Below are 15,518 nucleotides of genomic sequence, written 5' to 3' on the forward strand. Positions count from 1 at the left end.
CGACAGTGGCGGGTTCGTATTTGGTATAGATGCCACAACCGCTCAACGACAGACTGATAGCAACTAATGTGATGATATTCTTCTTCATTCTTTCTTTCATTTATTTACGTTCGCGTTCAACTTCACTCTTTTCTTTCTCTAAAAGCACCTGCACATCTGGTTCCTCTTCCATCGGTTTACGGATTTTCTCCTGCAAAAACTCAAAGATGATGTAGAAAACCGGAACGACAAAGAGCAATGCCAGTGTCCCGACAGCCATACCGCCCACAACACCCGTACCCAACGAACTGTTGCCATTGGCACCTGCACCGGAGGAAAACATCAGCGGAAGCATACCGAAGATCATTGTCAACACCGTCATCAGGATAGGACGCAAGCGGACTTGTGCGGCAGAGTAGGCAGACTCTACGATGCCCATTCCCTTGCGGCGACGTTCTATGGCGTACTCCGTAATCAGAATGGCCGTCTTAGCCAGCAAACCGATCAACATAATCACACCCGTCTGCAGATAGATATTATTCTCCAACCCGAGTATTTTGGCGAAAAGGAACGACCCCATCAGTCCGAACGGCACGGAGAAGATAACGGCAAACGGTATGAGGAAACTCTCATAAAGACAGGCCAGAATCAGATAGATAAGGAAGATACAGATGGCGTAAATGAAAACCGTCTGCGCACCACCGCTACTTGCTTCTTCGCGTGCCATACCACCATATTCATATCCGTAGCCTGCCGGCAAAGACTGTGCAGCCACTTCTTCAATCACTTTCTGCACCTCGCCGGAGGAGTAACCGTCGGCAGGATTCACATTGGCGGTGATGGTGCTGTAAAGATTGAAACGGTTGGCCGTTTCCGGTCCCAGCACTTGCTTCAGCGTCACGAACTGGCTCACCGGAGCCATCTGCGTACCATTGCGTACAAACATATTATTCAGTGCCTGCTCGTCGAGGCGGTATTCAGGCGAAGCCTGCATCATCACACGATATACTTTACCATACTGATTATAGTTGGAGATATACGCGCCACCGCAATAACTGCCCACCGCATCGAGCACTGCACTCGGCGAAATTCCTGCACGCTTACATTTGGCAGCGTCCACTTCCACCGATATCTGCGGGAAGTTGATAGCATACGATGTATACGCCATCGCTACCTCCGGACGCTCGTTCAAAGCACCGAGGAACTGTATAGCCGCTTCATAGAACGTAGCCAGTTCTCCACCCGTCATGTCCTGAAGGTTCAGTTCGAGGGAGTTACCCATACCGTAACCCGGAATCATGGCAGGCTGGAAGCTGAATACCTGCGCTTCCTTTATCGCCTGGAATTGTCCGTTGAGGCGTGACACCACAGCATCCGAGCTATGCTCCTTGCCCTTTCGTTCGCTCCAGTCTTTCAGGCGGATAATGATCGTACCGTACGAAGTTCCCTGACCGGATATCAGTCCATATCCTGCTACGCGGGCGTAGTGTTCTATTTCGGGCGTATCTTTCAGGATATTTTCCAGGCGGTCCATCACTTTCGTGGTTTCTTCGAGCGTGCTTCCCGGTGAAATGCTGACATTCACCATAATGACACCCTGGTCTTCCTGCGGCACAAGTCCCGTTTTAGTGGTACTCATCAGGTAAACCAGCAAAGCAACGGCAACAGCCAGTGAAGTCCACACCATCCAGCGATGGCGGATGAAGAACATCACACCTCTCTTATATTTACCCAATACGGCATTGAACGAAGCATTGTAAGCTGCACGTACCCGTCCGTTGATGCTCTTGGCGCTCTTGGTTCCGTCCGACGGACGCATCATGATGGCGCACAAAGCGGGACAGAGCGTCAAAGCCGAAATCATCGAAATACCTACGGCAGTTGCCATCGTGATACCGAATTGTGTATAGAACACGCCCGAAGTACCTCCCATGAAGGTTACAGGAATAAACACAGCCATAAATACACAGGTACAGGAGACAATAGCCATCGTCACGTCGCCCATTGCATCTTTCGTGGCAAGATAGGCAGACTTATACCCGGCATCGAACTTGGATTGCACGGCCTCCACCACCACAATGGCATCATCCACCACCGTACCGATAGCAAGTACCAAAGCAAACAATGTCAGGATATTCAAGCTGAAACCCGCAGCCACCAGACAGGCAAACGTACCCACCAACGACACAATGATAGAGATGGAGGGAATCAGCGTACTCTTCAGATCCTGCAAGAAGAAATAGACCACGAGGATGACCAGAATGATGGCAATAATCAGCGTCTCCACCACATTGTGTATGGAAGCGAAAAGGAAGTCATTCGAACTCATCATCGTGACGAACTCCGTTCCTTCCGGCAGATTCTTCTCCATTCGCTCTATCTGCGTAGTGATTTCTTTGTTGACAGCGGTAGCATTGGAACCGGCTGTCTGGAATATCATATAAAGAACGGCAGGCTGACTGTCCATCTCACTGCGGAAACTATACGTCATCGTACCCAGCTCCACCTCTGCCACATCTTGCAGGCGAAGTATGGAACCGTCTTCGCGCGAACGGACAACCGTGTTCCGGAATTCTTCTACGCTTTTGAGGCGTCCGCGATATTTCATCGTAAACTGGAAAACATTCTTCGAGCTCTCGCCCAGTGAACCGGTAGGAGCTTCAATGTTCTGCTCACCCAACACGGCGGTTATGTCCGACGGAACCAGTCCGTATTGTGCCATCCGTTCCGGTTTCAGCCAGATACGCATACTGTATGTATCGCCCAGCTCCATCACGTCTCCCACTCCTTCGATACGTTTAATCTGCGGAATGACATTGATGTCCAGATAATTGGCCAGGAACGTCTGGTCGTATCGACCGTCCGTGCAGACCAAAGCACCAATCTGCAAGAAGCTGGTCTGCCGCTTCATCGTGCTGACGCCGACTTTCGTTACTTCAGCCGGAAGCAATCCCTGCGCTTTCGCTACACGGTTCTGCACGTTGACTGCCGCCATATCGGGATCCGTGCCCTGCTTGAAATAAACCTGTATAATGGCCAAACCTGCATTGGAAGCACTGGAACTGATGTACATCATGTCTTCCACACCGTTGATACTCTCCTCCAGTGGCATGATGACACTGTTCATCACTGCCTCGGCATCGGCACCCGTATAACTGGCAGTTACGTATACCGTTGGAGGTGCAATGTCAGGATATTGCTCCACCGGCAGCGTGAAGAGCGAAATAAGCCCTATGGCCAGAATCAGTACGGAGATGGAGATAGCCATCACCGGCCGTTTTATAAATATATTTCCTTTCATAATCAGTCTCCTTCTTATTTTACTTGCATGCCTTCGCGCACCAGTCCGGCGCCTTCCGATACAATTTCATCACCTGCTTTCAGTCCGTCCAGCACCACATATTCGCGTCCGTCATTGTTTGCGGCCACTGTTATCAGGGTAGATACAGCCTTCCCGTCCACTACCTTATATACAATCGTCTTATCCTGCATCTTCACGGTGGCCGTTTGCGGAATGGCGATACAGTCTTTATAAATGCTCGGCACTACCACCGTGCCCGATGCTCCGCTATGAAGCAACCGCGATTCGTTGGGAAACACCACGCGCGCCACCACAGTACCCGTTTGCCGGTCGATGACGCCGCTGATGGATTCGATGACACCTTTCTTATTATAAACCGAATTATCATTCAGGCGTAATTCCACTTCCGGCATGTTCTTCAACGCTTCGTCCATGTCGCCATACTGGCGGGTGAGGGCAAGCAACTGATTCTCGGTCATGGAGAAATAGACATACATATCCGAATTGTCGCTGACCGTAGTAAGCGGATAGGGCATATTGGCACTTACCAATGCGCCTGCACGATAAGGCAACGCACCTACGACTCCGTCACTGGGACTTTTCACCTCGGTATAAGAGAGATTGTTGCGGGCACTGATCTCTTGTGCTTCGGCCTGCGACAGTTGAGCTTTGGCGGTGAGATAAGAATTCTCGGCCGTTTTCAGGCTGAATTCCGAAACTACTTTCTGCGCATACAGTTCTTTGTTGCTCTTGTAGGTCAGTTCGGCAGTACCCAGCGCGGCACGTGCTGCTTCCACATTGGCAATGGCGGTTTTGAGCGCGGCCTTGTAAGGCACTTGGTCGATAATGAAAAGCGATTGCCCGCGGCGCACTTTCTGTCCTTCGGTCACACAGAGTTTCTCAATCGTTCCCGACACCTGCGGATAGATATCAATATCCTGCCGCCCACGTATGCTCGCCGAATAGGAAGAAGAAAATTCCTTATCCGCCGCTTCTATCTGCATTACTGCATAAGAAGAAGATTTCACTCCCGCATCCGATGCTTGCTTGCAAGATGCCATCCACACTGTACAACCGACAATCCCTATCAGCCGTATCCATTTTTTGCTTACTGTAATCATACTTTCTCTTTTGGTCTTTTGTTAAATCCTGGACAAAAGTAGGAGAAAAGAACAAGGCAAGAGTGACCAATTTCCCTCCATAAATGTCCTATTTTCGCCATTTACGTTTATTATAGCTAATTATTTGGCAATAAACGACATATCAAACAAATCTGAAGAAGTATGGGACATTCTGTTTTCCCGATTATTCACCAACTTTGCAAAAAGTAAAAAAGGAAAGAACATGGAAAAAGAGAACATTATTACGGTGGATATAGAGGATTTTAAGGACAGTCAGCACGTCCTTGATTATATCGATGATGACTTTGCGATAGTCAACAGTCTGGAGGGGACTCCTTATAGTAATGATACAATCAAACTGAATTGTTTTCTCATCGCGGTTTGTATAGAAGGGTGCATCCAACTGGACGTCAACTACCGGACCTATAAGTTGCAGGCGGGCGAGCTGCTGCTCGGTCTGCCCAACACGATTATCAGCCATACGATGCTTAGTCCTAAATATAAAGTCAGGCTTGCCGGATTCTCTACCCGTTTCCTGCAACGTATTATTAAAATGGAAAAGGAAACGTGGAATACTGCCATTCATATCCACAACAATCCGGTGAAGTCGGTTGACAACGGGGAGGATCAAACAGTCTTCGGATTCTACCGGGATTTAATTATAGCGAAAATAAACGATGAGCCTCATTGTTACCACAAAGAAGTGATACAACATCTCTTCTCCGCTATCTTTTGCGAAATGATGGGGCAGCTTCATAAGGAAATCGAAGCTTCCGGCAACATGGAAGGTTCGAAAGAAGGCATCAAACAGGTGAATTATATTTTGCGGAAGTTCATGGAACTGTTATCGAAGGACAAGGGCATGCATCGTTCGGTGAGTTATTTTGCCAACGAACTTTGTTATACTCCGAAGCATTTCTCGAAAGTCATCAAGCAGGCATGTGGCAGAACGCCGTTGGATTTGATTAACGAAACTACCGTGGAGCACATCAAATACCGATTAAAACGTTCGGAAAAGTCCATCAAGGAAATTGCGGAAGAGTTCAACTTCCCCAATCAGTCCTTTTTCGGGAAATACGTAAAAGCGCATTTGGGAACATCACCGGCCAATTATCGGAACAGAAAAGAAGAATGACAAAAAGAACAGATTCTTATGTTAGACAAATCTTTTTGGGGATCTTGTTCATCTTAATATAAAAAAAGAGTAATAATGTGCACATTATTACTCAATAACACTAAGATAGCTCCCGACTCTTGACTTATACATAAGTCTATATTGCTTTTTCAATTCTTTAGAGAGAAAAGAATGTTCAATCAGTTGATCAGTCAATTCATATATCTTACTATATTTTTCGAGACAAGAGTTTACCAAACGCTCGGGTAGACCTATTTTTAAGCCAAAGTGATAAAAAGTCTTCCCAGTAACCGCCGATGCACCACCGAAATAATCCGGTTCAGGATTAACAAACAAACCTTTGCTCATGGCAAAGATACCATCGTTTATATGGAGATGAGTATTCAATAAATCGTAAGCAGGAGATAGGCGGAATCTTCCTTTCTTCTCTTCCAATAAAGAAAAGTTTTTTAAATGGGCATCGCCGTTAGAATAGACAAAGTTGAACAAGATAAGTTCAAAAAAACGCAATTTATCCACTTGGGGGACAGAGCTGTATTTATCTATAATTCCTGCAAACTCTTCATAGGCCAGATTGTCATATTTATAATCGGAACCTCCATTTTTCCTGGTAAGCCCGGCTAAAGAAGCAAAATCCTCCTTTTGTAACTTTCCTTTCTCCGACAAATCAAAACGTCGTACAAAATAAGCAGGGGTTCCGTCCTGAAAAAAGCATAATCCATTAGGAGCTGTCGGAATCCCATATACTTGCGCAGCTATCTGCATTGTCAAATGTTCGTTGGCAGGACAAAACTCCTTGTTACGGAGATTATTGGGAACAGGCTTTAATATGAATTCGCCCTGTTCTCCCTCTTTGGTCAATCGCAATATCCCGTCATCGGCAACTAAAGAATACTTAATCTGGACTCCAGAAACGGATATGCGTTTGCTATTGTTATTGAAGAGATCAATACCGACATTATCGTCAAAATGCCTGTAAGGTAATTCACAAGATATATTTTTCCCATCAGAAAGCTGCTTCAAGGCTTTGGGTGAATATCCGCTTTCTCCACCAGTCTCCCGTAAAAGTGAGGGACAAATATGAATATCAGTTCCCATTATCACATTTTTTTAATTGTTATTGCTCCGATTGTATCTGTATGGGCAGTAGCCAGAAGAATACCAAAATCATCCTCTTCATCAATATGCAGGTTTCTAGCTTGAATAATCCGATTATCCCCTTCAGATGTCATATTAAAAAAGACAGGGAAAAGATAGGAAGAGGTATATTCCTGCTGTGTCTTGGGCATGGTCAGTGAGACAGCTGGGAGTTGTGGATTATTATAATAGTCCGTATCATAACAGAATGAATAGTGTTCACGATCTATTTCTGTTAACAGACCGGCATAAACACCTTTTATATAGACTTTGGCAGATCGACTCATATGTGTGTCTATTATTGAATATGAATACTAAGTCCTAAAGTTTTCAGGACATTAAAAAGAACATCGAAGCGGGGATTACCACTTCCACGTTCCAAGCGGACCAAAGCGTTAATCCCTATTCCTGCAAGAGTGGCCAACGTAGACTGATCCAACCCCAACTCCTTACGCCTTTCGCGAATATGTTTTCCTATCTCTATTAAATCCATAATTCACCATATATAGAAACTTTCTCACAAAGATAGAATCTTTTTAGTATAAAAACAAGTAAATTCACCATATACAGTGAATTTGCACATAAATAGCATAGTATTAAAGCATACTATCATGCTTTTCACCATATATGGTGATTTAAAAGAGATACATGCTTATAAAGGAAAGACATTGATTGCTGAAAGAAGTGCCAACATGAAGAATTGTATATTTTACCTATCCTGCTCTTTATATTTCGAGCCCTTCCTTGCACTTCATGAAAAACGCCCTCCATTTAGAGTTACAGATTTCGCAAATAACACAAAATAGGCATTATTAGCAAACAAGTTACAATAAAAGCAGTTAATCAAAAGCATAAATAGCTATCATATCACAAAGGATATATCAGATTGCTATTTATAAATAGGCAGTAGAAAAAGACAAACCAGCTCAATATATCCTCTTCAAAAACCAAGTTTAGCTTCCTTTAAAAGAAACCGATGGTTTGATTATAGCAAACGGAAGGTTTGTTTAAACCAAACGGAAGGTTTGATTACGGCAAACGGATGGTTTAGTTACACCATATCGTGCATATTTCAAGGAAATAAATACAAGATAAAGAGAGATAATGCATATTCTTGCAATTGTTCATGCAGTTTATTTTCTGTTTGGCCCTTTTCTTTCTTTCCTTTTTCTGTGAAGTTCTTAAAAACAGAACAGATTCCCCGTTATATGAAAGTACCTTGTATCCGGAGACAGGCAGAAACTTTCATATAACGGGGAATTCTATTTCATATTCTCAATGAAGAGAATCCATGAAGAGAATCAACGATTCTCGGTATCTTTCATACAACGCACGGAGAATGCATGGGAACGACCGGAGGAATGTGTCCAGGTCTTATCGGAGACTTTATAATACAGAGAAGTAGCTCCCTGATCCTTGTCATTTCCATAACTGCTAGCCGATGAGTTAGACCAATAGCAAGCGGCACCCTTAGCGGTATCCAATCCTGTATTGTTGCCATTATTACCGCCGTTGGAACCCCACTTACAACCTGCCAACGGCCAATATGCGTAATTCGTACCGTCATAGCAATATTTAAATACCGCAGTTGCGCTCTGTTTCACAAATTCTCCTTTCTGCTCTATCTCATCCAATACTCGGGGAGACACAACCCGGTAACCTTTCGGACAAGGATCATAAATAGATTTATGACCGTCAGAAGGATTGAGATAAGTGCTCGATTCATTCGGGTTACCCCAGAAGTCATCTTTACGATCGGTACGTGCACCGGTCCATGCACCCAGATACCAGTCGGATTTTGTATTCTCCACATTATTAGTATAAAGCAACGCACGAGGATTTTCTATAGAGAAGCGGACGTTGGTGGCTTCGGTAGGTATATTAGTACCCACGGTTCCCGACCAGCCGACCGGCGTAGGACGTCCCCATTGGAAGTAAACACCGTTTTGCTTCCAGTTGTCTCCTTCACACGTCATATAAGTACCCAGATTACGATCCAACACTACATATCCCGTATTACCATAAGAGTGTTCTGCCGGAGTAGAGGTCATCCAGATAATAAAACTCCAGATGATGGTAGTCTGATCCGCTCCATAGATAGCCACCTGACCGCAACCGCCGTCATAGCCTCCACTTACTTTATAGGTGTTGATCGTAATATTGTAATCACTGCCAATAGGGGAGATGTCCGTAGTAGAGCCATTTACGGCAATCATCTTATGATCCTTATTCAAATCGCAACCCAGAATAGTCTTGGCATACTTGGGTTCTTCCACTTCCATAAAGTTACCACGTGCTTTCACGCTCATCGTATTGCTCACGCCACTGGTAGAAATATTCGTCAACAGACAGTTGGACTCGCCATAAGCCCATCCTCCTGCCAATAAACGTGTCTCTACCGGCTCGTACCATTCGCAGGAATTATCCGAAAGTTTCAGGTTGTTGATAGCAATCGTATTGACAGCATTGGCTTTCAGTTGCTTTCCTTCTTTGAGAATAGGAATGGTAACAGTCTGCTGGTCATTTTCCAAAGTGATGACAATGTACACTTCTTTGCCACTTAAATCGGCAGGATATGTAGTCAGGTATATATCCTGTGCGGAAGCGAGCAGTTCGGGAGTAGTCAGTGAAACAGTGGCATACGGTTTCACATCCGTACCGTAGGTCAGTTCGTCCGTATCCAAATCTGCTGTGAATACACCGGAAAGAGGAGTTTTTGTCTCCTTGTCATATAAAGAAACACTCTTTAGCTTGTACGTAGAAAGCTCCTGGGATGAGATGCTGAACTTCACATACGCCATCGCATGGTTCAACGTAAATTTAGCAAGCATATCCGGACTGCTGACCGTAGCCTTGGCAAACGCAAAACCATACTTTCCAATATGATGGCTATCGCCGGGACGGCTTTGTTCCTGCTCAACAGACAGGGTAGAAGTAATCTTGTTGTCATTTTCGGCTAGTTCCGTACTTGCCCGGTAAGGATAGTAAATAAGAAGTTCCGTAGCTCCTTCTTCCGCCATCTTCACGTCGTCCGAAGTAAAGACGCCGGAGTTCTGCCCGATCGACTCATCACTCAATAAAGACTGCACATTATTGATGTCGGTCCCTGCCGTACGGGAGAAAACACCCAAGGCATCCCCTTCGCTCCAAATCATCGGATAAACATCCCCTGTTTTGTCACCGATAGAAATACGTGTCTGCGGAGACGAGAGTCCAACCAACGTCAGACATGAACCTGCCGTTGCCGGTTCTTTGCCGTTATCGGACGAAATAAGTTCGTCCTGCGTGCAACTTGTCATCATGAGAATCATTGCACCTATTGCAAATAATCTATTTTTCATACCATTCATTCTTTTGAGTTACACCATTCTTTACCATTCATTCTCTTCCAGATCACCGGCAGAACCGCCGTCACTCCATGCTCCTTCCGTTCCTGAAGCTTTCCAGGTCTGGAAAGCGGAACACACGGCACGCCCTTCGGCATTATAGGCGATGATCGCACTGATGTAATTCACTCCCGGACGTAATCCTTCGGTGATTTTACGCGTATAGGGCAGAGATACGGGTTCTCCGTTCTCTTCTACAAATTTCACCAGCTTCACTTCAATGTTATAATCAAAGCCGATGTCCGCCACCGGATAGAATTCAATGACTTTCGCTCCGAACGTAGTTCCTGTTTGCTGCTCGGAAGTAATCAGAGCCGTATTGTCCGCAATCTCCGAAACTGTCAGGTTCATGGTGGGAATGACACGCGGAGCCGAATCATCCTTGTCCGAGCAGGAGGCAGTTATCAGCAGTAGTACGAAGATAAATGCCATATTTATATATAAGTTCTTCATAATCATATTGTATTAGTTTTATTATTGTAGATTCTTATACCGCAGCAATGCTTCTAAAAAATAATAATCGGCATACGTCAGGGGGACATCCACTTCGCTTTTATCAGGAAGTGCACCCACGCTGTGCTTCAAGATGAAACATTCGTTCGTACCCGGTTCTGCCAGATACTCTTTCGAGGCAAGCGTACGGAGTTGCTTTTCTGCCATGGCAAGATAAGATTCCTTGGCGTCCGTGCCGGGGATATAACGACTTAGTTCGATAAAAGCGGAGGCCATGATAGCCGCAGCGGAAGCATCCCGATAGGTCTGTTCTTCTACCGGAGCGTCGAAATCCCAGTAAGGAATACCGTCGGCAGGCAAACGGCGGAGCAGCATATCGGCAATATGTCCGGCTTGCAACAGATAGTTCTGATACCCCGTCAGGCGGAACATCATCGTATAACTGTACAAGGCCCATGCCTGTCCGCGGCTCCAGGAGGAATCGTCCGAGAAGCCCTGCACCGTTTGCTTGCCGCGCACTGCACCTGTTTCAGGGTCATAATCCACCAGATGATACGTGGAATAATCATCCCGGAAGTGATGCTGGATAGTGGTATTGGCATGCGTACAGGCAATGTTCTGCAAAGAGTCGTCGGCATAGGCTTTCGACATGGACAACAGCAGTTCAAGATTCATCATATTGTCAATAATCACCGGGAACTTCCAGTCACAGCCTTTGCGCACAAAGTCCCAGCTACGAATCACACCGGCAGCAGGATTGAAGCGGGTTGACAAGGACTTGGCGCCCTGATAGAGCACTTGTTTATAAGCCTCATTACCTGTCAGCCGGAAAGCATTCCCGTAACTGCAATTCAACTGGAAACCGACATCATGATCCCTGGTCACGTATTGTATAGAGTCGAGTTTCAGCGTGTTCTTCTCGGCCAGTGTTTTCACTGCTTCATTGCCTGTATATTCGTAGATATACCAGAGGGAACCGGGATAGAAGCCGCTGCACCACCAATAAATATTCGAGGGAACAAACTCACCGTCGGCAGAGAACGTGCGGGGAAGTGTCTTTTCTGTCAAGCGGGTGTCCATAGTCGTGTATTGTTGCTCCGCAACGGTAAATACACGGTCAATCAATGCCTCCATCGGCTCCTGCTTCGTGCAGGAGGCCAATGTCAAAAGTCCGAGTATAGATATTAATAGGATTCTCATACGTTCCATTCTTTTTTATTTAGGGGACAGGGTTGTGGTAAATGTGGCGGTCTGATTGGCGGTGACCGTTGCTTCAAAGCCGACCATATAGGTGCCCGGATTAGCCTGGTCATAAGAGTTCTCACTGGTGGTACTCCATTGCTTATAGGTAGGCTTCACGCTTCCGCTGACTGTGAGATACATCACTTTGCTTCCGTTCGTTAGTACGATGCGGTTACTTTCCACCGTCGGAACGGCAGGCGTCACCATACACCAGCGCACTTTGGCGGATTTATCCGTTCTCGCCTTGATCTCATCCATGACTACTAAATCTTTATCGTTCACGATTTTCACGGTACGGGTAGCGGACGCCGCCTGATCGGACACTACTTCAGTCAGATCGAAAGTGGCTCCCAATTCCGTAGCGGTATTGATAGTAGTAGTCAGTGTAGCCACCCCATTTACCCGGTGACGGGCGTCGTTGATTGAAATCGTGCTATGATTCAAGTTATTCAGGCGGAATACATCCCAACGCATCGAGTTCTGTCCCATATCCCAAAGATTACCACCCAAAGCTGCCAATTTCGACTCGAGCGTTGTATAACTTTGCAGACCGAAATCCATTGACCAGCGCACTCCATACGCGTCGTACACAAACGAACCGGCATCCATGTGTCCGTGGCTCGAACCTGCCTTGCCACCTTTGATTCCGAGGTATTTATCCGTATCGGTGTACGTCCAGTCGGTATGTACCATCACCACGGGCGTTTCCCCTTTTCCACTCCATAATTTATTGGAAGGAGCGGAGATCGCGTCCAGATTCAGATTATTGGCAAACGCCATAATCATCGGCAACAGGCGGTTTTCGGCACAGGAAGCATATTCACCGTTCTTCAGCATTTTAAGCTCATTATATAATAAGGACGGATTACTGTATTTATCGGCAAACCACCACGAAGCCAATGCCGCAGTAGAGGAGGGAGCACAGTCGGAATAATTAAAGAACTTACTGTTCAAGCCTGTCATATACAGCATATACTCTGCCGTCTTGGAGAATCCCGGTGTATCGGAAAGCCCGTTATCCGTGCCAAGCGTACTGTTGAGGGCGGCAAGCATCAATACCTGATAGAGCGTGCCGTAACACCAGTAACCGCTGCCCTCCGGATAGTTGCCGTCGGGAGAATACATCACTTCCAATGCAGGTTTGTTGGATTCTAACGCCTTTTCAATCATGTCCTTTGCTTCGGAAGGATTGTTTTCATAGGAAGCCAGTGCCGCACAAACCAGTCCGCCATTACAAACCTGGTTCCAGTTGTTGGTGGCTTCGTAGAAGTTGAGGTTCCAGTTCTTATCTTGTGCCTGCTGGAAGGCAAACTTCAACAATGCGTTGGCCGCTTTCGTACGGGTGGCTACGCTTAATTCGTTGTAGAGCCAGTCGTAGCCGAACGCAACAGCCGTAGCCATTTCGCCTACATCGAGAAAGTGGCGTTTCGAGTTCCAGTCGGGAAAGTTGCAGACAGCGTTGATATCCGTTTCCGCTTTAGTCAGGTATTTGGCATCGCCGGTCATCCGGTAGGCATAAGCGCAGGTGAAAATACGCAGTAACGCATCGCGAGACACATCGAGGATACGTTTGTTGCTGGCATCCAATTTATAAGTCAGTGCCGTGGCGTTCATCCCTTTGCTGTTGCACACTCCCATAATGGTATTATGGAGCAAGGTCAGATTGGCACTCGAATTGGCATCCACTTTGGCTTTCAACGCAGTGAAGGCCTCGGCGTTCATCAACAGGCGGGGATGATTGTCCGCGGTCAGTTTGGAATAATCCAGTCCGCCCTCCGGTTCCGTGGGATTCGGTTTCTCATGGGTAGATCCCGGACGGAATCTGTTCTCATCTTCATCGGAACAACTAACGGCTGTTCCTACAAAGAAAGCTATGATGATTGTTTTAAAAAGAATCGTTTTCATGGTTCAATGAATTTATTTGTATTACTACTTCAAAGGAATAAGTCGTACTTTCAGTTGCGAGGCACGATTGGCAGGAATCACCGTCTCAAAGCCCACGCGGATGGTTCCCGGATTGCGGAAATCATATTCATGCGGGGGCACGTTCGACCAGGTTTTCATTTCTACTTCCGTATCGGCATCTACCGTCAATAGCATCCGTTGTCCGTCTTTGGTTAATTCCATCCGGTTCTTGCCTGTAATTTTGGCTTCCGCCGGAGTGACCATTATCCAGGATACGGTAGCTTCCTTGTCCCCCGTCTGCAACCGGTCGGTTACTTCCAGATGGTCTTTCTGATCCAATATCACGGTGCGGACGACTTTCTTTACGCTGTTGGCAAACACACTCGACAGGTCTACTTCCGCCCCTTTCTGTTTCTTCGACTCGAAAGTACGGGTGATCGGAGCATTACTCTTTACCAAATGGCGTTCGCCGTTAATCGTCAGGGTGTTGTGAGCGATATTGCTTAGCCGGAATACTTCCCAACGTTGTCCGTTCTGCGACATATTCCACAGGTCTACTCCCTTACTTTCGAGCGTGATGTAACTCTGCATACCCAAGTCCATCGCCCAACGCACCCCGTCTCTCTCGAAGATAAACGAACCGGCATCCATGTGCGCATGAGAGGTAGAAGGCGAACCGCCTTTCACTCCCAGATAGGTATCTTCCTTGCTGTCCCATCCGCCACGGTAGATAAACACAGGCGTATCTCCTCGACTGAACCAAAAGTTTTTCTTCGGCTTGCCGATATGCTTCAAATCGAGCTGCGAACAGAACACCATCAGGCTGGGCAGTAAACGGTCTTCGGCAAACGGCATATCCGGCCGGTCGAGATACTGACGTTCAATCCACAACAGGGAAAGGTCTTTCGCTTTGCCTGCAAACCAAAACATCATCATGTTGCACTCCGCCTCTACCGGAGAGTCCGAGAAACAGAAACAATCTCCGCCCGGAGCCGTCATATACTGCATGAAACGGGCAGACTCCATGAAACCGGGGGCTTGGGAGAGCCCATTGTCTGTGCCGAAAGCACTTTCGAGCGCAGCAATGAGCATTACCTGAAAACTTGTCCCGTACCCCCAATATCCGAATCCTTCGGGATAACCTCCGTCGGGGCCATAACCTACCATCGCTTTCGGATTTGTCTCCATGCATTTCTCTATGATGCCTTTCGATACTTCCGGAATCTCTTCAAAAAGAGCCAGCGCGCCATACGCCAATCCACTATTACATACGGAATTCCAGTTGTTCTTAGCTGTATAGAACCAGGCATGACGGGTGTTCTTTGCCGCGTCGAAGCCTTTCGCGATGATTGCTTCGCGCACTACCCGGCGGGTGTCGGGCTGCAAAGAATCGTACAGCCAGTCATAACCGATAGCCAATGCCATTACCATCTCACCCACATCCAGGAAATGAGTGGGGTTCCAGTCGGTGAAACAACTGACGGCCAGCATCTCCTGTTCCGCACGGTGAGCATATTTCTTATCTCCCGTCATACGGTAAGCGTATGAGAGGTAATAGATACGCTTCAATGCGATGCGCGAAATCGCCAGCAGGCGTTTGCCCTCCTTGATACGTTCCACAGGTGGTTCCGTAAGTGTCCGGTCGCAAAGTTCCATGATCCGCTGGTGAACAGTGGCCAACGGGGGATACTCCGCAATGGCTTTCCTGATGGCTTCTTCTCCTCCCGCCGGCAATAACAACCGGGGATGAGGCGCTATCTTGCCATAATCAAACTGTTGCGCAACTACACCCGTGCAACCAGATACAAAAATGAGTAATAGTAAAAGTATTTTCTTCATCCTTATTCAAATCTTTATGA

Annotated in this window: 11 protein-coding genes; 1 reads left to right on the forward strand and 10 read right to left on the reverse strand. The window is 46.6% G+C overall.

Annotated features, from left to right (window positions below; all coding sequences use genetic code 11):
* Positions 1-100 precede the first annotated feature (100 nt).
* Both DW173_RS18065 and DW173_RS18070 read right to left on the reverse strand, forming a co-directional pair.
* Complete coding sequence (locus DW173_RS18065; protein WP_118408004.1) at positions 101-3,280, reverse strand: efflux RND transporter permease subunit; 3,180 nt, start codon at positions 3,278-3,280, stop codon at positions 101-103.
* A 14-nt stretch (positions 3,281-3,294) separates the two neighbouring features.
* Complete coding sequence (locus DW173_RS18070) at positions 3,295-4,401, reverse strand: efflux RND transporter periplasmic adaptor subunit (protein WP_120144919.1); 1,107 nt, start codon at positions 4,399-4,401, stop codon at positions 3,295-3,297.
* A 223-nt stretch (positions 4,402-4,624) separates the two neighbouring features.
* Here DW173_RS18070 and DW173_RS18075 point away from each other — a divergent pair, with 223 nt between their 5' ends.
* On the forward strand, positions 4,625-5,536 hold the full coding sequence (locus DW173_RS18075; protein ID WP_004313768.1) for a helix-turn-helix domain-containing protein: 912 nt from the start codon (positions 4,625-4,627) through the stop codon (positions 5,534-5,536).
* A gap of 87 nt (positions 5,537-5,623) precedes the next feature.
* Here the strand turns inward: DW173_RS18075 and DW173_RS18080 are convergent, their stop codons facing one another.
* From DW173_RS18080 to DW173_RS18120, 8 genes are all read right to left on the reverse strand, one after another.
* Positions 5,624-6,634 carry a type II toxin-antitoxin system HipA family toxin gene (locus DW173_RS18080; RefSeq protein WP_004313766.1) on the reverse strand — a complete coding sequence of 337 codons (1,011 nt, stop codon included), beginning with the start codon at positions 6,632-6,634 and terminating at the stop codon, positions 5,624-5,626.
* A gap of 2 nt (positions 6,635-6,636) precedes the next feature.
* Positions 6,637-6,960, reverse strand: coding sequence for a HipA N-terminal domain-containing protein (locus tag DW173_RS18085; protein ID WP_008016571.1), 324 nt, complete (start codon positions 6,958-6,960; stop codon positions 6,637-6,639).
* 11 nt (positions 6,961-6,971) lie between these two features.
* Positions 6,972-7,166, reverse strand: a complete 195-nt coding sequence (locus DW173_RS18090) for a helix-turn-helix domain-containing protein (protein ID WP_004316118.1) — start codon at positions 7,164-7,166, stop codon at positions 6,972-6,974.
* A gap of 808 nt (positions 7,167-7,974) precedes the next feature.
* A complete protein-coding gene (locus DW173_RS18100) occupies positions 7,975-10,014 on the reverse strand; it encodes a fimbrillin family protein (protein ID WP_120144938.1) in 2,040 nt (679 codons plus the stop codon).
* A 30-nt stretch (positions 10,015-10,044) separates the two neighbouring features.
* Positions 10,045-10,518, reverse strand: a complete 474-nt coding sequence (locus DW173_RS18105) for a hypothetical protein (RefSeq protein ID WP_061447914.1) — start codon at positions 10,516-10,518, stop codon at positions 10,045-10,047.
* Between the two features lie 15 nt (positions 10,519-10,533).
* Positions 10,534-11,712: a glycoside hydrolase family 88 protein gene (locus DW173_RS18110; RefSeq protein ID WP_120144939.1), complete on the reverse strand. Its 1,179-nt coding sequence runs from the start codon at positions 11,710-11,712 to the stop codon at positions 10,534-10,536.
* 15 nt (positions 11,713-11,727) lie between these two features.
* Positions 11,728-13,659 carry a heparinase II/III family protein gene (locus tag DW173_RS18115; RefSeq protein ID WP_120144920.1) on the reverse strand — a complete coding sequence of 644 codons (1,932 nt, stop codon included), beginning with the start codon at positions 13,657-13,659 and terminating at the stop codon, positions 11,728-11,730.
* 24 nt (positions 13,660-13,683) lie between these two features.
* A complete protein-coding gene (locus tag DW173_RS18120) occupies positions 13,684-15,498 on the reverse strand; it encodes a heparinase II/III family protein (RefSeq protein ID WP_120144921.1) in 1,815 nt (604 codons plus the stop codon).
* Positions 15,499-15,518: the final 20 nt, after the last annotated feature.

The organism is Bacteroides sp. AM16-13 (assembly GCF_003602705.1).
Lineage (GTDB): Bacteria > Bacteroidota > Bacteroidia > Bacteroidales > Bacteroidaceae > Bacteroides > Bacteroides xylanisolvens.